General features: G+C 70.7%; 17 protein-coding genes and 1 pseudogene. 6 read left to right on the forward strand and 12 right to left on the reverse strand.

Annotation, left to right across the window (positions count from 1 at the left end):
• Nucleotides 1-107: 107 nt before the first annotated feature.
• From ACXKR8_RS39170 to ppk2, 4 genes are all read right to left on the reverse strand, one after another.
• Nucleotides 108-758 (reverse strand): carbonic anhydrase, encoded by a 651-nt coding sequence (locus ACXKR8_RS39170; RefSeq protein ID WP_458269265.1) that lies wholly within the window; start codon nucleotides 756-758, stop codon nucleotides 108-110.
• Nucleotides 759-830: 72 nt separating this feature from the next.
• Entirely contained in the window at nucleotides 831-1,361 is a 531-nt protein-coding gene (locus ACXKR8_RS39175; protein WP_458269266.1) for a cupin domain-containing protein, read from the reverse strand.
• Nucleotides 1,362-1,408: 47 nt separating this feature from the next.
• The gene (locus ACXKR8_RS39180) at nucleotides 1,409-2,494 is read right to left on the reverse strand and encodes a magnesium transporter CorA family protein (protein ID WP_458269267.1); all 1,086 of its coding nucleotides are present in this window, start codon (nucleotides 2,492-2,494) and stop codon (nucleotides 1,409-1,411) included.
• Entirely contained in the window at nucleotides 2,487-3,401 is a 915-nt protein-coding gene (ppk2, locus tag ACXKR8_RS39185; RefSeq protein WP_458275205.1) for a polyphosphate kinase 2, read from the reverse strand. Before ppk2 ends, ACXKR8_RS39180 begins: the two co-directional genes overlap by 8 nt.
• Before the next feature lie 355 nt (nucleotides 3,402-3,756).
• Here ppk2 and ACXKR8_RS39190 point away from each other — a divergent pair, with 355 nt between their 5' ends.
• Nucleotides 3,757-4,008 carry a hypothetical protein gene (locus tag ACXKR8_RS39190; RefSeq protein ID WP_458269268.1) on the forward strand — a complete coding sequence of 84 codons (252 nt, stop codon included), beginning with the start codon at nucleotides 3,757-3,759 and terminating at the stop codon, nucleotides 4,006-4,008.
• Between the two features lie 114 nt (nucleotides 4,009-4,122).
• Nucleotides 4,123-4,542, forward strand: coding sequence for an STAS domain-containing protein (locus ACXKR8_RS39195; RefSeq protein WP_458269269.1), 420 nt, complete (start codon nucleotides 4,123-4,125; stop codon nucleotides 4,540-4,542).
• Between the two features lie 64 nt (nucleotides 4,543-4,606).
• On the opposite strand, the gene ACXKR8_RS39200 is transcribed toward ACXKR8_RS39195, so the two are convergent.
• Nucleotides 4,607-6,430: a discoidin domain-containing protein gene (locus ACXKR8_RS39200; RefSeq protein WP_458269270.1), complete on the reverse strand. Its 1,824-nt coding sequence runs from the start codon at nucleotides 6,428-6,430 to the stop codon at nucleotides 4,607-4,609.
• A gap of 271 nt (nucleotides 6,431-6,701) precedes the next feature.
• Nucleotides 6,702-9,185, reverse strand: a complete 2,484-nt coding sequence (locus ACXKR8_RS39205) for a beta-L-arabinofuranosidase domain-containing protein (RefSeq protein ID WP_458269271.1) — start codon at nucleotides 9,183-9,185, stop codon at nucleotides 6,702-6,704.
• A 273-nt stretch (nucleotides 9,186-9,458) separates the two neighbouring features.
• Between ACXKR8_RS39205 and ACXKR8_RS39210 the strand changes: the two genes are divergently transcribed.
• Together ACXKR8_RS39210 and ACXKR8_RS39215 are read left to right on the forward strand one after the other, a co-directional pair.
• Nucleotides 9,459-9,923: an ATP-binding protein gene (locus ACXKR8_RS39210; RefSeq protein ID WP_458269272.1), complete on the forward strand. Its 465-nt coding sequence runs from the start codon at nucleotides 9,459-9,461 to the stop codon at nucleotides 9,921-9,923.
• 313 nt (nucleotides 9,924-10,236) lie between these two features.
• Nucleotides 10,237-11,061 carry an Fpg/Nei family DNA glycosylase gene (locus ACXKR8_RS39215; RefSeq protein WP_458269273.1) on the forward strand — a complete coding sequence of 275 codons (825 nt, stop codon included), beginning with the start codon at nucleotides 10,237-10,239 and terminating at the stop codon, nucleotides 11,059-11,061.
• Between the two features lie 68 nt (nucleotides 11,062-11,129).
• Here the strand turns inward: ACXKR8_RS39215 and ACXKR8_RS39220 are convergent, their stop codons facing one another.
• Nucleotides 11,130-11,396: a GlsB/YeaQ/YmgE family stress response membrane protein gene (locus ACXKR8_RS39220; protein ID WP_458269274.1), complete on the reverse strand. Its 267-nt coding sequence runs from the start codon at nucleotides 11,394-11,396 to the stop codon at nucleotides 11,130-11,132.
• Nucleotides 11,397-11,622: 226 nt separating this feature from the next.
• Here ACXKR8_RS39220 and ACXKR8_RS39225 point away from each other — a divergent pair, with 226 nt between their 5' ends.
• Together ACXKR8_RS39225 and ACXKR8_RS39230 are read left to right on the forward strand one after the other, a co-directional pair.
• Complete coding sequence (locus ACXKR8_RS39225) at nucleotides 11,623-11,931, forward strand: hypothetical protein (protein ID WP_458269275.1); 309 nt, start codon at nucleotides 11,623-11,625, stop codon at nucleotides 11,929-11,931.
• Nucleotides 11,932-12,068: 137 nt separating this feature from the next.
• Nucleotides 12,069-12,644, forward strand: coding sequence for a DUF421 domain-containing protein (locus ACXKR8_RS39230; protein ID WP_458269276.1), 576 nt, complete (start codon nucleotides 12,069-12,071; stop codon nucleotides 12,642-12,644).
• Nucleotides 12,645-12,682: 38 nt separating this feature from the next.
• Here the strand turns inward: ACXKR8_RS39230 and ACXKR8_RS39235 are convergent, their stop codons facing one another.
• From ACXKR8_RS39235 to ACXKR8_RS39255, 5 genes and pseudogenes are all read right to left on the reverse strand, one after another.
• The gene (locus ACXKR8_RS39235) at nucleotides 12,683-13,159 is read right to left on the reverse strand and encodes an arylamine N-acetyltransferase (RefSeq protein WP_462100024.1); all 477 of its coding nucleotides are present in this window, start codon (nucleotides 13,157-13,159) and stop codon (nucleotides 12,683-12,685) included.
• Nucleotides 13,102-13,535 (reverse strand): annotated as a pseudogene (locus tag ACXKR8_RS39240) (arylamine N-acetyltransferase family protein); the annotation flags it as partial. The gene ACXKR8_RS39235 and the pseudogene ACXKR8_RS39240, both read right to left, overlap by 58 nt.
• Nucleotides 13,532-14,494 carry a DMT family transporter gene (locus ACXKR8_RS39245; RefSeq protein ID WP_458269278.1) on the reverse strand — a complete coding sequence of 321 codons (963 nt, stop codon included), beginning with the start codon at nucleotides 14,492-14,494 and terminating at the stop codon, nucleotides 13,532-13,534. The pseudogene ACXKR8_RS39240 and the gene ACXKR8_RS39245, both read right to left, overlap by 4 nt.
• A 157-nt stretch (nucleotides 14,495-14,651) precedes the next feature.
• On the reverse strand, nucleotides 14,652-15,671 hold the full coding sequence (locus ACXKR8_RS39250; RefSeq protein WP_458269279.1) for a DNA polymerase Y family protein: 1,020 nt from the start codon (nucleotides 15,669-15,671) through the stop codon (nucleotides 14,652-14,654).
• 5 nt (nucleotides 15,672-15,676) lie between these two features.
• Nucleotides 15,677-19,243, reverse strand: coding sequence for a DNA polymerase III subunit alpha (locus ACXKR8_RS39255; protein WP_458269280.1), 3,567 nt, complete (start codon nucleotides 19,241-19,243; stop codon nucleotides 15,677-15,679).
• Nucleotides 19,244-19,264: the final 21 nt, after the last annotated feature.

Here is a 19,264-nt window from a genome sequence, read left to right on the forward strand (position 1 = left end):
ACCTTGATGGTCGCCCGGCTGTATTTCCTGTCGCGAACAGAAGTGTTTCGCCAGCGTTTCGCGTTACCTGGAGATGTCCTGGAGGAGGCAGATGTGTTTCCGCAACCTCACCGTTTGGCGGGTTCGGCGGATTCGACGGATTCGGTCGGCCCCACGACCAGGCGGGCGCTGCCGTCCGCCAGCCGGTAGGACATGCCGACGACGGCGACCCGGCCCGCGGCGACGGCCTCGGCCAGCAGCCTCGATCGCTCCAGGAGCTGCTCGACCGTGCGGCGTATGTGCAGGTCCACGATGTCGTCGGGCTCGGTCAGCCCGGCCGCGCGGGCGGCCAGCACACTGGGGGTGACCCGGCCGACCACGTCGCCGACGTAGCCGGGCTGCTCCGTCCCGCGCTCCACCGCGCCGATGGCCGCGCCCACCGCACCGCAGGCGTCGTGCCCGAGCACCACCACCAGCGGGCAGCCGAGCACGGTGATCCCGTACTCGATGCTGCCGAGCACCTCGGGGCCCGCGACATGCCCCGCGGTACGGACGACGAACAGGTCGCCCAGGCCCCGGTCGAAGATGATCTCGGCCGCGAGCCGGGAGTCCGAGCAGCCGAACAGCACCGCGAACGGGTACTGCGCCGGAGCGAGGGCGGCGCGGTGTGCGGCGTCCTGGTTGGGATGCTCGGCGAGGCCGTCGACAAAGCGGCGGTTGCCCTCCAGCAGCAGGCGCAGGGCTTGGTCGGGGGCGAGGTGAGCAGTGGCTTCGGGCACGTCGTGATCATACGGCGGACGCAGCGGAGCGGCCCGGAGGGGGCCGGGTGGGGCCGCTCGGACCCGTGGCGTCTAGGAGGTGGGGAGCGGCTCGCCGCACTGGCCGCAGTAGCGGGCCGAGGCTTCGGGGGAGAGGCGTCCGCAGCCGGCGCACACCCGGTTCAGGCGGCACGGCCCCTCGCCGCCGCCGCTCTCGCCGTCATCCGGCAGGTGCAGACCCTTGATGCTCAGGGCCGGGCGCCGCTGGTGCACGGTGAGGTACACCAGCCCCTCGGGTCCGGCGCGCAGTGCCCGCCGGGAGGCCCGGGGCAGCCAGGCCACGCTCCGCGGGGCCAGCACTTCGCCGTCGTCGTCGATACCGCCCCTGGCGACCGCGCCGCCGCTGAGCCGGCCGCCGCCCTCGACCACGACCAGCAGCACGTCCAGGTCCTCTTCGACATGCTCGGCGACCTCCGCCCCGGGCGGCAGCCGCACCAGATTGGCGTCCAGCTGCCGCCCCGCCTCGGCCAGCCGCCACAGTGCCCCGCCCTGCTCCGCCGCGGCCTGCGCCAGGCACTCGTCCAGCCCGAGCAGCACCTGCGGCACATTCCGTGTGGGGGACATCGGCTGCCGCCTCCTGGCGATCGAGGACAAAAGGACGAAGGGTCGGGTCAGATCCAGTCCCGCCGTCGGAAGACCAGATACAGCAGCAGCGACAGTACAACCATGATCGCGGACGACACCCAGAAGCCCGCGTGCGTTCCGAACCCCGGATAGGGGACGTTCTGGCCGTAGAAGCCGGTCACGGCCGTCGGGACCGCGATGATCGCGGCCCAACTGGTCACCTTCTTCATGATCAGGTTCATCCGGTTGCCCTGCACGGTCAGATTGGTCTCCATCACCGAGGTGACCAGGTCACGCAGTGACTCGGTCCACTCGGTGGCTCGCAGCACATGGTCGTAGACGTCCTGGTAGTAGGGCATCATCGCCTCGCTCACCACGTGCAGGTCGCGGCGCAGCAGGGAGTTGACGACCTCGCGCATCGGCAGCACCACCCGGCGCAGCCGGACCAGGTTCTTGCGCAGCTCGAAGGAGTTTCGCTGGACGGTGTGGATCGCGTCCCGGCCCTCTTCGAACAGCAGGCTCTCCAGCGCCTCGATCCGCTCGTCCAGATCCTCCACGGCGTGGAAGTGGCTGTCGACGATGTAGTCGAGCAGGCCGTGCAGCAGAAAACCCACGCCCTCCTTGGCCAGCTCGGGGGTGTCGTCCCAGCGGGAGACGATCTGGTCGAGGTCGAAGTGGTCGTCCTTGCGGATGGTGATCAGCGCGTTGGGGGTGATGAACGCCGAGACCTCCTCGGCGTGCAGCTGCCCGTCCTCCGGATTGCGGCAGACCGCGTGCGCACTGAGGAAGAGGTGTGTGCGGTAGTGGTCCAGTTTGGGCCGCTGCCGCTCCTGCCCGGCGTCCTCGACGGCGAGTTCGTGCAGCCCGAACTCCTCGGCGATCATGCCGAAGTCGGCCGAGGTCGGGTCGCAGACGTCCAGCCACACCGTGCAGTCCGGCTCGCAGATGTAGTCGGATATCTGCTGGACCGGGAAGTCCTCAAGCTCCAGCACGCCCTTGCGGTAGAGCCGGGTCCTGGCGTTGCCGGCGGTCCCGTCCCGTGCGGTCTCGTCCCGCACGGTCTCGTCCCGCACGGTCTCGTCTCGTGCAGTCCCGTCCCGCACGGTCTCGTTCCGTACGATCGGCTCAGTCATGGCCACGGACCAGCGAGAGCTCGGTCGCCTCCGCACTCACTTCCTCACCCACCTCCAGCAGGTTCGCCGCCGCGCCGACGATCCGCGGATCCGCCGTGCCGACGACCTCGGCGTCCTTGTCGGTGTAGTCGAACCGGGCCAGGACGCTGCGCATCGCCTCGACCCTGGCCCGCTTCTTGTCGTTGCTCTTCACCACGGTCCAGGGGGCGTGCCCGGTGTCGGTCTTCTGGAACATGGCGACCTTGGCCGCGGTGTACTCGTCCCACAGGTCCAGCGAGGCCAGGTCCATCGGGCTGAGCTTCCACTGCCGCACCGGGTCGATCTGACGGATGGTGAAGCGGGTGCGCTGCTCCTCGCGGGAGACCGAGAACCAGAACTTCACCAGGGCGATGCCGTCGTCCACGAGCATCTGCTCGAACGCTGGCGCCTGCCGCACGAACCGCTGGTACTCGTCGTCGCTGCAGAACCCCATGACCCGCTCCACCCCGGCCCGGTTGTACCAGGAGCGGTCGAACAGCACGATCTCGCCCGCAGTGGGGAGGTGCTCGACATAGCGCTGGAAGTACCACTCGCCGCTCTCGCGCTCGGTGGGCTTCTGCAGGGCCACCACCCGGGTGCCGCGCGGGTTGAGGTGCTCGGTGAAGCGCTTGATGGTGCCGCCCTTGCCGGCCGCGTCCCGGCCCTCGCAGACGATGACGATGCGCTGGCCTGTGGTCTTCACCCAGCTCTGCAGCTTGAGCAGCTCTATCTGCTGCTGCCGCTTGTGCAGTTCGTACTCCGGCCGCTGCATCCGCTCGTGGTACGGGTAGTTCTCGCGCCAGGTCTCCACCGCGCTGCCGTCGGGGCGGATCAGGATCGGCTCGTCCTGGTCGGTGTAGTCGATGCGGAAGTCGGAGAGCAGTTCGATGCCATCGAGCAGGGCCCTGGCTTGGAACCCGGTGTGGTCAGGTGACACGGGTCGTCCTCTCTTCTCTTCTTCCTCTTCACCGCTGTCGGCGCACGTATTCACGGTAGGGAGGCAAGGTGAACGCAGGACAGACACGCGTACACATCCGGCTACGTCCGCCCGGCGTCCACTGACGTCCTTCCGGCGTCCCCTTACGTCCCCCCGTGTCCACTGACGTCCCCCGCGTCCACTTACGTCCGCTGTACGCGCGCGAGCGTAGGGTTAACCGTCAGTCATGGAAGCGCTGGGGAGAGTGGCGTCGTCGACGACGGGTAGGTGGCAGGACAGTACCCACCCCCCGTAGGAGGGCAGTACCGTGTGGGCATGGCGGCGACTGCGATCCCGCTCCGAAGAACCACCTACTCAGGCTCAGTCGGCACCGCTGCCGCGCCTCGGCATCCGTCCGGCCGTCCCCACCCATCCAGCAGCCTCGCTGGACTACGTCCTGGCCCAGGCCACCGCGCTGCTCTCGTGCGCCCGCGCGGCCAGGGACGGGGTGGAGGTCCAGCGGCTGCTCCAGTGGATAGACGCCCGCCTGGACGAACGCCTACGGCTCACCCGCCCCTAGGCAGCCAGCCAGCGCCCACATCCCTGAGGTGTCCCCGGCGACTGCCTGGGGTTCGTAGGATGGGGCCGACGGCCCATCAGGTCCGCGACCGACCGACCCCGCCCGGGAGATCCCGTGCCCGACCTCGACAGCGCCCCTGAGTACGACCGTGCGCTGACTCTCTCCGTCCGCACCCACCCCACCGGGCTCCCGGTGCTGAGCGTGAGCGGCGACCTGGACTTCCGTACCGCCCCGCTGCTGCGCAAGAGCCTGGACGGCCTGCCGATGGACGCCGGATCCACCCTGGTCGTCGACCTCTCCGGGGTCGGCTACTGCGACTCCACCGGGATCGCGGTCCTGGTGATCGCCCACCGCCGGACCCGGGCCGCCTCCGCCGCGCTGGCCCTGGCGGGCGCCGACGCCGAGCTCACCCGGATCCTCGGCATCGTCGGCCTGGACCAGACCTTCGCCCTCTACGCCACCGTCGACCAGGCCGTCGCCGCGGCCGCGGCCGGCTCATCCGCCGCGGCAGCAGCCGTCGCCGAGCGCGGGTGAGGGGTGGGGCCGCCCGGTTGGGCGGCCCCACCCCTCTGGTGGTGCCGACAGCGCCTTGCGGACGTCAGCTGCCGAGGACCTGGAACTCATAGAGCGAGTAGCCGTAGGCCGTGGCCCGCTGCGTCCCGTAGACCCGGACGTAGCGGCCGGTGCCGGTGACGTTCAGGGTCTGGTTGCCGCCGGTGCCGGTCGTGGTGGAGTAGATGCTGGTCCAGTTGACGCCGTCGGTCGAGGTCTGGATCTGGAAGGCCTTGGCGTACGCGGCCTCCCAGTTGAGCTTGACCTGGCTGATGCTGTGGGTCGCGCCCAGGTCGACCTGGACCCACTGCGGGTCGCTGAAGGCGCTGGACCAGCGGGTCCCGGTGTCACCGTCGACCGCCGCCGAGGCCGGGAAGGTGGCGTTCTCGGTGGACGAGGCGGTGGCCGGATGGCCCTGGGACAGCAGCGTGCCGGTGCCAGTGCCCGTCGAGGGCGTGCCGTTGACCGAGAACTCGTAGAGCGAGTAGCCGTACGCGGTGCCGCGCTGGGTGCCGTACACCCGGATGTAGCGGCCGGTGCCGGTCACCGCCAGATCCTGGACGCCGCCGGTGCCGGTGGTGGTGGAGTAGATGCTGGTCCAGTTGACGCCGTCGGGGGAGGTCTGGATCTGGAACGCCTTCCCGTACGCCGCTTCCCAGTTGAGCGTCACATGGCTGATGTCGTAGGACTGGCCGAGGTCGACCTGGAGCCACTGCGGGTCGCTGAAGGCGCTGGACCAGCGGGTGGTGGTGCTGCCGTCGACCGCCGCCGAGGCCGGGGTGCCGGCGTTCTCGGTGGAGGAGGCGGTGGCCGTCTTGCCCTGGGCGATGTCGGTTCCGCCGCCGGGGTTGGTGCCCCCGCCGGGGGCCTTGTTGTAGACGGCGACGTAGTCGATGTTCATCTGGCCGCCGGAGACCGTGGCCGCGTTGGGGCCGCCGCCGAAGGCCGCCGGGAAGCCGCCGCCCATGGCCAGGTCGTAGATGATGAAGAAGGGGTGGTCCACGGCGTTCGCCCAGGTGGTGGCGTCGACCTGGCTGGAGTTGACGGTGAAGTAGTTGGTGCCGTCGAGGTACCAGCGGATCTGCTCGGGCGAGACCGAGCGGTCGATCTGCACGGCGTAGGTGTGGTACGCGGTCTGGCAGCCGGCGCAGGCGTGCTCGCCGCTGCCGATGCCCGAGGTCTCGTTGCAGGGGCCGCCCGGGTCGACGCCGCAGTGCAGCGTGCCGAAGACGGAGCTGCGGCTGTTGATGTCCTCCAGGATGTCCACCTCACCGGAGCCCGGCCAGGCGGTTCCGGTGCGCAGCGTGGAGCCGAGCATCCAGAAGGCCGGCCAGTACCCGGCGCCGTTGGCCGTGGTCAGGTTGGGCTGCTGGATGGAGGACTGCATCTCGACCACGCCGCCGGGAGGGGCGCCGAAGGTGGCGGCCTGGGTCTCGATCCGGCCCGAGGTCCAGTTCGAGTTGGGGTCGCTGCCCGAGTGCAGGGCCTTGAGGACCAGGTGCCCGGCGCCGTCCTGGTAGACGTTGGCGGTGCTGTTGCTCATGGTCTCGATCTCGCCGGTGCCGAAGCTGCTGCCCGGCCCGGTGTCGTACTTCCAGTTCCCGGCGTCGACGCCGCTTCCGGAGGCGCCGTTGAAGTCGTCGCTCCAGGTGGTGGTGAACCCGGTGGGGGCTGCGGGCACCGTGGCCGGGGCGACGGCGGCGGGAGCGGCCGCGGCGAGGGCGACCGTGGATCCGGACGCGCTGGGGGCTGCGGCGAGGCTGAGGCCGCCGAGGCTCAGGGCGCCGGCGGCGACGACTGCGGCGAATCGCTTGGTCCTGAAGCGGGGGTGGCGCTCTGGTGTGCTGCGTGCTGTGCGGCCCGTGAACATGGGTCTCCTTAGCGGAGGGTGCAGGCCCGCAGGGGAGTGCGGACGTGCGGGTGGGGGCCTCCGGCCCGGGGCTCGGCGCTGTCCGAATCGCTGGGCGAACGGGTGGATCGCTGGGCGAATCATTGGGTGAATCACTGCATGGATCACTGGGTGGATCATGGGGGATGATTCAGAGAGCGCTCTCAGAATCGAGACGCTACCAGGGGTTGACGACGTTTCGTCAACCCCTGTGCAGCTCCGGAACTGCGGCCCGAGCCACCGCGCCGGTCCGTCAGAGGAGTTGCCAGAGGTGGTCACTGGTGCCGTTGTCGCCGAACTGGACCACCTGGGCGCTGTCGGCGGTCGACATGCCCGCCACGCCCAGCACCTTCCCGGAGTTCTGGTTGCGGATCCGGTACCAGCCGCCGCCGTTGTCCAGGAGCTGCCAGAGGTGGTCGCTGGTGCCGTTGTCGGCGAACTGAACCACGTTGGCACTGTCGACAAGTGACATCCCGTCAACACCCATCAGATTCCCGGAGTTGAGATTGCGGATCCGGTACCAGCCACCGCCGCTGTCGACGAACTGCCAGAGGTGGTCGGCGGTGCCGTTGTCCTCGTACTGGACCACCCGGGCGCTGTCGGCGGTGGACATCACGTCCACGCCCGCCAGTTTGCCGGAGTTCTGGTTGCGGATCCGGACATAGCCGTTGCCCGGCGTCCAGGCCCGGCCGGCGGCCGAGGTGGTGGGGAAGGCGCTGATCCGCAGCCGGGCCGCGCCCATCGGGATCAGGGTGACCGTCTCGGTGGCGGTCGTGGTCAGCGCGGGGCTGTCCTCCAGGGTGGTGACCACGTGCTGGCTGTCCGCGGCCCAGGAGGGGATCCGCTGGGCCGGGGCGGTGATCCGCACCGGCGTCCCGCTCTGGGTGAAGGGGTTGGCGGCGAGCGCGCCCCCGGCGGCGGTGAAGGCCAGGCCGGCCGTGGGCGCGGCCGGGTTCAGCGCCAGGCCGTAGTTCCACGGGGTGGTGGCGTGCACCGCGAACTCGGGGAACTCGGCGCTGCCCGCGTACTGGACATAGCTCTCGCCGATCTGCAGCGAGTACTCCAGCGGTCCGTGCGAGACCGACACCGCGCTGTGGTCGCTGCCCCAGGTGCGGACGGCGGTCTGCTGCGGCAGCCGCAGGGTGACCGTGTCGCCGTTCGCCCAGGTGCGGCTGACCCTGGTGTACGCGGGACCGGCCGGTGCGCTCACCGGCTGCCCGTTGACCGCGAGTTGGGGGCTGCCGCACCAGCCGGGGATGCGCAGGTAGAGCGGGAAGGCGAGGCTCTTCGGCAGCGAGAGGGTGAGGGTGATCGTCTCCGCGAAGGGGTAGTCGGTGGTCTCGGTGATGGTCACCGCGGTGCCGTCGGCGACCTTGGCGGTGACCGAGCTGGCCGCGTACATCGCCGCCGCCAGGCCCTTGTCCGGGGTGGCCAGCCACAGCTCCTCGGTGAAGTAGGGCCAGCCCATCCCGTAGTTGTGCGGGCAGCAGCGGTACTGGTCGACGCCCGGCATATAGGCCTGCATGGCCCAGTTGTTGTCGAACTGGCCCTGGGTCTTGGCGTTGTCGTCCAGGTCGGTGCTGTTGGCGGCGGTGATGTAGTGGACCCCCTTGCCGTTGGGATCCAGGGCCGCCGGAAGGGAGTTGAAGGCCAGCTCCTCGCAGCGGTCGGCCCAGAGCGGGTCGCCGGTGATCCGGTTCAGCAGCTGGTGGCTGGCCATGAACTCGACGATGCCGCAGGTCTCGAAGCCCTGACGGGGATCGCCGTAGCCGGGCCGGGCGTTCTCGTCCCCGGCGAAGCCGCCGCCGGGGAACTGCCCGTAGGCGTTCATCACGGTGCTGTAGTTCTGGTACGCGGACTGGCTGAGCGCGGCCGAGGGGGAGCGCAGCGCGTACTGGGCCGGCTCGCGGAAGCCCTGGGCGATATTGACGTTGTGCAGGCTGGGGAGGTTGTTCACCCAGTTGGCGCCGCCGGCGTGGATCTTGTCGCTGAGGCTGAGCAGCGCGGCGTCGCCGGTGCGGTTGTAGAGCCAGAAGACGCTGTCCAGCGCGTCGCCCCAACGGAAGGACACCCAGCTGCTGTTGAAGGCGCCCGGGCCCTGGGCGTTCATGTAGTGGAAGAAGTTGCTGAGCAGCGGGACGATGCGGCTGTCCCCCGAGTACTCCTGCCAGGAGCGCAGCGCCCAGGTCAGCGGCAGGAAGGGCCAGAAGTCGGGGCCGCCGTTGAGCGAGGTGCGCAGCGCGGTCGGGCCGAAGAAGCCGTCGGGCTGCTTGGTGGCGACGATGGCGTCGATCCAGCTCTTGGCGCCGGCCAGCGCGGTGGCGTCCTGGGTGGCGATGGCCAGGTCCACATAGCCGCGGAGCCAGTAGGGCACCTCCTCCCAGCCGACCTTGCCCGGGTCGACCCAGCCGGAGTTGGCCTTGACCAGGAAGTGGGAGGTGTCCTGGTAGCGACCGCACAGGCCGTTCAGCTGTAACTGGAGCTGGCCGGCCAGCCACCCCCGGGCAGTGACGCTGCCCGGCGGCAGCCGGAGGAAGGCGGTGGGCTGGAGCGGGGCGGCGTTGGGCGCGTACAGCCCGCCGGGGGCGGGGGTGACGGTTGCTCCGGCGGGGGTGACGCTCGTCCCCGCAGGGGTGGCAGCGGGCGTGGCGGCGGTTGCCTCGGGCGGGCGCAGGAGCAGGCCTGCGGTGCCGGTGGCCAGGACGGTGCCGACGAACTGGCGTCGGTTGAGGGGCATGGCGAACTCCTGGGACGACGAAGGGGTGGGGTCGTTCCAACGTTGGAAGGGCGGTCGCAGTCGGAATAAGAGCATGCGTTGCCCTGCCTGTCCAGGAAAATGACGGAAGTTGGGGGAAGGGGATGGGTGATTTATCCGTATCTCAAGCTTTTTAACGTTGAAATAATAGGTGTCGGACTGGGGGGATTGCCCTGCTGGAACCGGGGTAGAGGATGCGCTGTCGCTCAAGAGGCCAGCAGGGGCCAGGGGCGCGCGGCGGGAAAGCGGGCAGGAATGGACCAGGTAGTGGCGGGCGCGGCGCAGGAAGAGAACCCGCTGCGGGACGTGCCCGTCCGGGCCGGAGACACGCCGGTCCGGGCCGGAGTCGCCTATGACGGCCGTCCCGGCACCATCGGCGCGGCCCGCGACTTCGCCGCCGGCTTCCTGCGGCAGGCCGAGGCCGAGCACCGGATGCCGGTCACCGAGCTGCTGACCGATGACGTCAGGCTGGTCGTGAGCGAGCTGGTCACCAACGCCGCCAAGTACGCGCCGGGCCCGTGCCTGCTGGATCTGGAGATCCTCGACGACGCGCTGCGGATCACCCTCTGGGACACCGAGGCCGCGCTTCCGATCCCGAGCGGGGCGGACGCGAGCCGGGTCGGCAGCCACGGTATGGAGATAGTCCTCGCCCTGTGCCGCCGCTTCGAGGTGGAGCGGCAGGCCGGCGGCAAGCGGGTCCAGGTGGACCTGGCGTTCTGAGCGGGGTGGCCGGCCGCCTGCCTGCTCGCCTACCTACCTACCTACCTACCTACCTACCTACCTACCTGCGCGCGCGCCTGCTCGCGCCCGCCCTGCTTGCTGTCGCACCGGGAAGTCGCTGTGCCCGGAGCCACGTATATGAGAGTCGCGCACCTGAGAGCCCCGCACAGGGAAGCCAAGCAGCTGGGAGTCGTACCCCGGGGAGTCGCGCAGTCGGCAGCGTCCCGGCCACGGGAGAATCCGGGTACGGGGGTCCGGCGCCGGGTCGGTTCCGTACCGGGGAGTTCCCCGGAGGGGAGAGTGGCGGGGTCGTATGCCAGAGGGTGATTCGGTGTTCCGGGTGGCCGCGGACCTGCGCGCGGTGCTGGCCGGTCGGCTGCTCACGGTGGCGGATCTGCGGGTGCCGGCCCACGCGACGGCGGACCTGGTCGGACGCCGGGTGCTGGAGGTGGTGCCGCGCGGGAAGCATCTGCTGACCCGGCTGGACGGCGGGCTGACCCTGCATACGCATCTGCGGATGGACGGCCGCTGGAAGGTCTTCACGGCCGGTGAGCGCTGGAACGGCGGGGCCGGCTGGCAGATCCGCGCCGTCCTCGGGACGGCCGAGCACACCGCCGTCGGCTACCGGATGCCGGTGGTGGAACTCCTGCCCACGGCGCGGGAGGAGAACGCGGTCGGCCACCTCGGCCCCGATCTGCTGGGCCCGGACTGGGACGCCGAGGAGGCGCTGCGCCGACTGGCCGCGCAGCCGGACAGGCCGCTCGCGCTGGCCCTGCTCGACCAGCGCAATCTGGCGGGGGTCGGCAATGTCTACGCCAATGAGCTGTGCTTCATGGCGGGGGTCACCCCGTGGACGCCGGTCGGGCAGGTGGCGCGGCTGGACCGGGTGGTGGCGCTGGCCCACCGGCTGCTGCTGCTCAACCGCCTGCGCCACGGCCATGTCACCACCGGTGACACCCGCGTTGACCGGCGGCACTGGGTCTACGGCCGGGCCCGGCAGCCCTGTCTGCGCTGCGGCACCAGGATCCGCACCTCCGGCATCGGCGCGCCGCCGCAGGACCGGGTGGTGTTCTGGTGCCCGCGCTGCCAGTCGGGGCCGGTCAGTACGCTCGGGGCGGGCCACGCCACTGTGCCCTGACCACGCCACTGTGCCCTGACCCCTGGTCAGGTGGGGGGTCAGGGCACAGTGGCGTGGTCAGGCGGGGGTCAGGCCCGTCGGCGGTTGGTATAGGCGGGGGTGGCGAGGGCGACCAGGACGGCGGCGACACCGATCTGGAGCAGGTGCCTGATCCAGTCGATCCCGTTGGTGTGGCGCACGCCCACGTAGTTGGAGATCCAGTTGCCTATGAACGCGCCGGCGATGCCGATGATGATCGTCAGCAGGATCGGGACCGGGTTGCGGCCTGGAACGGCGATCTTGGCGAGCACACCGATGATCAGACCTTCGATGATGAGCGCGACGAGCCAGAGCACGATGCCTCCTGGTTGCGGGCTGCGGCCCGCCTGATGGGCTGTCAGTTCCGGCGTTGCTGACCGGAACTGCCGACATCTCGCATGTGCCCGGCATCCCGGTGGCCATGCCTGCCGTATTCTCGCCAACTTTGCGTCCGGTCGGGGAGTGGTTGGCCGGAACCGGGGCAGACAGGCTCGGGATACGTGGATCGTCGGATGCACGGCAGGGACGGAAGGGGGTGGGCGCATGATCGCCGACGGTACGGGGATGATGGCGCAGGCGGCGCTGGCGGAGGAACTGCGGGAGCAGGCAAGCAGTTTCGTCAACCAGCATGTGGACGTGTGGGTCGCGGTCGAGGACGACGGCACGCTGGTGCTCGCCGCCGCGGATCCGGTCCTGGTGTTCCAGGCCGCCGCCGACTGGCTGGGGGAGGAGGCGGCCTACCAGGTCGTCGACGCCCGCTGGGAGCGCCGGGCGGTCGAGCCCGACCAGGCGTTGCGGCTGACCCTGCGGCGTGCCGCGGCCGGCGCGGAGGCGCCGCGTACGGCTGACTGACGGTCACCGAGGTCACTGACGGCCCTGGTGCAGGCCCGGGGCGGCTCGCGGGTGTCATGATGCTGACCGGTTTCAGCGTCATGCCCTGCCCCGCTTGCCCCCTCGCCCCTGCCTGCCCCACGCCTTACGGAGGATCCATGTGGCACGACCTGTGGTCGGTCCAGGTGCCCATCGCGGAGAAGGTCATCCGTACGGTGCTGGTCTACGCCCTGTTGCTGGTGCTGTTCCGGGTGGCCGGAAAGCGCGGTCTGGCGAACCTGAACACCTTCGACTTTGTGGTGATCTTCCTCCTCTCCAACGTGGTCCAGAACGCGATCATCGGGGCGGACAACAGCCTGCTCGGCGGCGTCATCGGCGCGATCACCCTGGTCGTTGTCAACGCCGCTGTCACCAGTTGGCTGGCCCGCGACAGCCGGGCCGAGCGCCTGCTCGAGGGCACGCCGACCACGGTCATCGAGGACGGCACACTACTGACCAAGGCGCTGCGGAGGCTGTCCCTCCGCAGCGGCGAGATCGAGCAGGCCGTCAGGCTGCAGAACGGCGACGGCATCGACGACGTGGCCCTCGGCAGCCTCGGCCCGGACGGCCAGCTCGTGATCACCCTCAAGCACTCCGAGCAGAACGCCACCCGCGGCGACGTCGAGGCGCTGGAGGCCCGCCTCGCCTCGATCGAGCAGCTGCTCGTGAACCTGACCGCCGGGCCCCGCGCGTGAGCCGTTGACCTTCCCTGCCGCCGGCCTTCGGCAACCGCCTACAGGGGAGGAAAACCCGCCTCCAGGCCGAAGCGCTCGGCCAGCGTGCTGCGCACCGCCCCGGCGTCCGGAAGCTCCTGCTCGACGGTTCGGCCGTCGGGCAGGGCTTCGACCAGGCGGTTGCCCCGGAGAGTGAGTCGCGATTCCACGCCCGGGAGCTGGACCAGAGCCTCGCGGGTGAACGCGGAATCGGGATGCCCGGCGTTGAAGTGGTTCGCCACCGTGTAGTCCACGAGGTGGTACGCGTCGAGGGTGAAGGAGTAGAGGCCGAACCAGGAGTCGCCGCGGCGGACCTCGAGTACCAGCGCCCCGCCGTCCCCGCCGTCCCGCCGTCCTCGGCGTCCCCGCCGTCCTCGCCGTCCTCGCCGTCCTCGGTGATCCGGTACGTCCAGCCGTCCTGGTCGGCCGTCCGGCCGGGGACCAGCCGCAGCGGGTCCAGCGGCCCGAAGCTGCCGCAGCCGACGTCGGCCAGCCACGCCTCACCCGCGACGGTGACGCGCAGCAGCATGTGCGTACGGGGCCGGATCGACCGGGAGCCCAGGCGGGTCCGGCCATCAGCCCCGACACCTCGAAGCCCAGGCTGAGCAGGACCGCCGCGAAGAGCAGGTTCTGCTCGTAGCAGTAGCCTCCGCGCCGGGCGCCGACCAGCTTGTCCTGGATGTCGGGCAGGGCCAGGGAGATCCCGCGCCCCTGGAGCTGGTCGAGGTTCTCGAACGGGACGGCCAGGCGGTGCGCCCGGTGCAGCCGACGCAGGGTGGCCGCGTCCGGCGAGAGGCTCTCCGCCGGCGCGGCGATCCGTTCGAGGTAACGCCCCAGGTCCAGCGCGGACACGTCGAGGTCCAGGCCGGTCATGACGCCGCCGCTCGGCGCCGGAGCAGCTTCGGCCCTGCCACGGCCAGGACGGCGCCCACGAGCATGAACAAGGAGCCGATCAGCTGGCCCGTGCCGATGGACTCGTCCAGCAGCACGAAGGAGAGCACCGTGCCGGAGACGGGAACCAGGAACATCAGCACGGACGCGGTGGTGGGGCCCACCTCGCGCACGCCGCGGTAGAACAGCGCGTAGGCGATCGCGGTCGGGCCGAGCACCAGGAAGGCCATGGTCCACCAGAAGTCGGCCGAGAGGCCGCTCCAGGCGACGCCGCCCAGGTCCGGCACGGCGAGCGCGGCGAGCACCAGTGATCCGAAGGCCATCGAGTAGGCGGTGGCCTTGACCGGCTCGATCTGCACCAGGATGCGCTTGCCGATCATGGTGTAGGCGGCCCAGCTCACGGCCGCGACCACGTACGCCAGCTCGCCCAGCAGGCGGTTCCGGCCGCCGCCGGCGTCGGCGACGCCGAGGAAGAAGAGCACCGCGCCCACGGCGCCGACGGTCAGCCCGGCGACGCGGTGCCACTGCGCCTTCTCCCAGCGCAGCAGGAGCGCGGCGGCCGTGGTCAGGATCGGGCTCAGGATGGGCACGATGATCGCGCCGTCCACGGCGGGTGCGTAGGTGAGGCCGAAGAACAGGAAGGCGTTGTAGACGAAGACGCCCAGGAAGCCCGCGACGGCCAGCGGCCTGATCTCGGACTTCCGGAGGCCGGCGCGCCCGGGCAGGATCAGCGGCAGGACCAGCAGCAGCACGAGGGCGCCGGAACCGAACCTGACGGCCGCGGCGACGCTGTGCGGGATGTCCTCCACGACGATCTTCGAGACCACGAATCCGCTGCCCCACAGCGCCATCGTGACCAGGAGCGGCGGCAGCGGGTGGCGCAGGCCGCCCGTGGGGCGGTCGGCGGCGGTGGCGTCGGCCGCCTTGGTGTCAGTGGACATGGACTGGTACCAATGTCGCGCCTACCGCTTCGGTGTTCATATCCCCATGCCCCCGTGCCAGCCAATGATCTTCGCGAAATAGAAGATCATTCAAGATAGGGGAGGGCAACCCCTGGTCCGGATACTGAGACGATAAGCGGAGCAGGATCAATCCGGACTATTTACGGAGATGTTCGCCCGCTACCGTTTCCTCCCGCGGGGTCCACTCCGTCCTCATTGACATCGAGCCGGGCTTCAGCATGCCCGGCCATCGAGCGGTTATGCGGTCGATGACGGGTTCCAGCCGGCGGGCGTTGTGCGCCTGACGGTCGAAGGTCAGTTGATAACCGGAAAGCTCCGCGGCCGCCAGTTCCTCGGCCCGCAGGGACAGCGAGGAAACCCGTGCCCGCTGCAGGCCCAAGGCGTCATGCAGCGCATACGCGTGGCCGACCAGGAGCGGAGTATGCGCGGTGGGTTCCGAAAGGGTGCGGCTGCGCGTGGTCGCGGAGCGGTCCGCATAACGGACGGAAAGCGTGAGGACGCGTGCCGTCCGAGCGTCGTTCCGCAGCTTGTCCCCGATTTCCACGGCCAGGCCGAGCAGTGCCCGACGCCGCGCCGATTCGTCGATCCTGGCACGGTCGAAATGGTACTCGAAGCCGATCGGCCGGGCCGCTGATCTCGGAATCACCGGCGTCGTGTCCAAACCGCGGGAGCGCTGATGGAACAGGCTCCCCTGCTTCCTTCCCAGGATTCTCTGCAGCGTGCCTTCCGGAACGCCGGCGACTTTTCCAACGGTGTCCAGTCCGTACCCTTTCAGCACCCTGGATGTTTTCGCCCCCACTCCGTCGAGCGAGCCGATCGGCTTGGCGCGCAGAAATTCAGAGACATCGCCCGGGCGGTCCATGAGGATTCGCACCGCCCCGGGGTCGCCGTCGCGTGCCACCATCCTGGCGAGCATGGGATTGGACGCCAGCCCTATGGTGCAGTCCACGCCGTAGGTGGCAAGGCAGCGCATGCGCACCATCCTTCCGATGTCGACGGGGCTCATCCGGAAATACCGCGTACTTCCGCTCACATTCGCCAGGGCGGCGTCAGGGGGGAGTGCTTCCACCACCGGGGTGATGCCGCCCAGCACCCTGATCAGCGATTCCCATGCCGCCTGGCCGCCCTCTACCGGCTGGGCGTAGATGATGTTCATCCCACTCACCCGGCGCCGCCCGGGCTCGAGTGCCACAGCTTGCGCCCGTTCTGGGTGCCGTCCCCGGCGGGCTTGAGGTCGGACCACGGGTGCATTTCGGCGCCGTTGCCCATCCGGATCGTGCGATTGTTCTGTTCCTGCTCGGAAGTCGGCCTGGTCCGGCTGTCTGCCAAATGCGCCGCGACAGCGTCCAGTCCGCCACTGCGGCGCATATCCGCCAGTTGTGAGAGATCCCAGGCGGCGGAACCGACCACGCTGATGGAGCGAGGGCCGCGGCGCTGCACTTTTCCCCGGACCAGCAACAGGCCGCTGTGAAATATCGTGTGCGCGTACTCCGCCTGGCTGTCACTGAAGAAGGCCAGGTCCACCAAGCCGGTGCCGTCGTCCAGGGTGGCGAACAGGATGCGTTTGCCGGTCCGGTTGGGCGGGGTCTGGTTGGCGACCTTGGCGCCGGCGACCAGGACCTGCTCCCCGGTCCTCAGGTCGTGCAGCCGGCGGGCCGGGACGGCCCCGAGCTCGGTGAGCAGCTGGTGGTGGTCGGTGATCAGGTGCCGGGTGACGTCCAGGCCCAGCACGGACAGCTCCGCGCCGAGCTCCTCCTCGGCGGTCATCACCGGCAGGCCGGTGAGGGCCGGAGCGGCAGTGTCGTCGCCGGCCAGGGCGAGCTGGGTGGGGACGGCGGTGTTCTGCTGCTGCCGGTGCAGCTCGGCGACCTGCAGCAGCAGGTCGCGCCGGGGCCGGCCCTGCGCCAGCGGGTTCAGCGCGCCGATTTGGACCAGGCGCTCGGCCACCGGCAGCGCGGGGCGGGCGCGGGTGAACCAGTCCGGGACCGAGGCGTAGGGCTGCCCGGCGACCATGCGGGCGACCTGCTCGGCGGAGATGCCCTGCACCTCGGACAGGGACAGCCGCACGCCCCACCGGAGCCCGTCGGCGGTCTCGACCGGCTCGGTGCGGTAGTCGGCGGCGGAGTGCTGGACGTCCAGCGGCAGGATCGGCACCCCGCGCCGGCGGGCGTCGGCCAGGATCAGCCGCGCCGGGTACATCCCCGGGTCATGCGTCAGCAGTCCGGCGTAGAAGGCGGCCGGGTGGTGGGTCTTGAGCCAGGCGGACTGGTAGGTGGGCACGGCGAACGCCACCGCGTGGGCCTTGGCGAAGCCGTACGAGGACATGGCGAGCAGGATCTCCCAGACCTCGTCGACCACCTGCTCCGCGTACGTCTTCCTGGCCTCGGTCCGGAACCAGGTCTCGACCTTCGGCAGCCGCTCCTTGTCCTGCATCGCCCGGCGGGCGACATCGGCCCAGCCGAGGTCGCAACCGGTCATCACCTTGACGATCCGCATCACCTGCTCGTTGAACACCACCACGCCCAGGGTCTCCTCCAGCGCCGGGATCAGGTCGCGGTGCGGGTAGTGGGGGCGGCGGCGGTCGTTCCGCACCTCGATGAACGGGGTGATCATGTCCGCCGCGACCGGCCCCGGGCGGAACAGGCTGATGTCGACGACCAGGTCGTGGAAGTCCTCCGGCTGCAGCCGCCCGATCAGCTCCCGCTGGCCGGGCGACTCGATCTGGAAGCAGCCCAGCGTCTGCGAGCTGCGGATCAGCTCGAAGGTGGCCGGATCCCCGGGCGGGAGCTGGGCCGGGTCGTCCAGGTCGAGGGTCCGGCCGGTGGTGCGGTGGATCTCGGTGACGGCGTGCGCCATCGCCGACTGCATCCGCACCCCCAGGATGTCCAGCTTGAGCAGGCCCAGGTCCTCGACGTCCTCCTTGTCGAAGAAGCTCATCGGCAGGTTCTCGCCCGGGGTGGGCATCACCGGGGTGCGGTCCAGCAGGGTGGCGTCGGAGAGGATCAGCCCGCAGGGGTGCATGGCGATGCCGCGGGGCAGCGCGTCCAGGCCCTCGACCAGCTCCCACAGCCGCCCGTACTTCTCCGCGTGGGCGGCCACCTCGCGCAGCTCGGGGAGCTCCGCCAGGGCGGCCCGCACATCACCGGCGCGGATGTGCGGGAACGCCTTCGCCAGCCGTCCGATCTCGTCCGGGTCGATGCCCAGGGCGGCGCCGGCGTCCCGGATCGCGTGCCGGACCCGGTAGGTCTCCGGCATCGCCACCGCCGCCACCCGCTCCGCGCCGAACCGCCGGAAGGCGGCGTGGTAGACCTCCAGCCGGCGGGCCGACTCCACGTCGACGTCGATGTCCGGGAGCGAGCGGTGCAGCGGGGAGAGGAAGCGCTCCATCAGCAGGCCGTGGTCGACCGGGTTGGCGGTGGCGATGCCCAGCAGGTGCACCACCAGCGATCCGGCTCCCGAGCCCCGGGCGGCGGTCCTGATGCCCAGCTCGCGGGCCTCGTCGACCACCGCGGCGACGGTGAGGAAGTAGGTCTCGTAGGACAGGCTCCTGATGATGTTCAGCTCGTCGTACAGGCGTCCCCAGAGTTCGGTGTTCCCCTGGTAACCGCGCTGCTGCATGGCCTCGAAGACCCGGGTCCGCAGCACCTGGTGGGCCGGCTGCCGGTCCGCGCCCACCAGGTGCGGTTCGGGCAGGTGGGCCCCGCCCTGGCTCAGGTTCGCCGCCGGGGCGAGCAGGCCCAGGTCCGTGTGCGGATCCAGCCGGCACTCCTGCGCGGTGCGCTCGGTCGCCGCGAGCAGGCGGGCTGCTCCGCCGTGCTCCTGGCCCGCCGCGGCGGCGATGTGCTCGGCGAGCTGCGCCATGGTGGCGGCGGGCTTGAGCCAGCGCTGGCCCTGGTCGAGCCGGCGCTCGTCGATCGGGACCAGCCGGCGGGCCGCGTCCAGCACGTCGGCGACCGGCGCCTGCGACTGGTCGGCGTAGCGGACGGCGTTGCTGAGCACGGCCTCGACGCCGAGGTCGGCGGCCAGGCCGACGGTACGGGCGGCCAGCCGCAGCGAGCCGGCCCCGGTGCCGCCCCGGTGGTGGGCGACCGCGGCCAGCCGCAGCCGGTCCCCGAACACCTCGCGCCACGGCGCGAGCAGCGCGACGGCACGGTCCTGGCGCCCCGCGGCCAGGGCGCGGAGCGGTTCGGAGTCGGGGCCGAGCAGCACGGTCAGGCCGTCATTCGCCCACTGCTGTACGGCGGACCAGGGCAGCAGCGGCCGACGGGAGCCCGGTCGGCGGGAGCCCGGGGCCCGGGCTCCCGGGTCGTGGGAGCCCATGGTGCGGGAGCCCGGGTCGGGGGAGTCCGAAGCAGGGGAGCCCGGGTCGGCGTGGGCGGCGGTCAGCAGACGGCACAGCGCGGCCCACCCGGCCGGGTTCCGCGCCAGCAGGGTGACCCGCGGCGCGGACTCGTCCACGAACGCGCCTCCGCGCACCGGCGACCGGCGTCCGGGGGACGCGCTCCGCGGCTGTTCGAACGCGGCGACGGCCAACTCGGCGCCGAAGACCGGCCGTACCCCGTGGTCCCGGCACGCCTTGGCGAACCTGACCACGCCGGACACGGTGTCCCGGTCGGTCAGCGCCAGCGCCCCCATGCCGTGCTCGGCCGCCCGGCGCACCAGTGCGTCGGGGTGGGAGGCGCCGAAGCGCAGCGAGTAGCCGGATGCGACCTGCAGATGCGTAAACACACCGCGGCCTCCCTCCTCCCA

This window comes from Streptacidiphilus sp. PAMC 29251, from assembly GCF_054208735.2.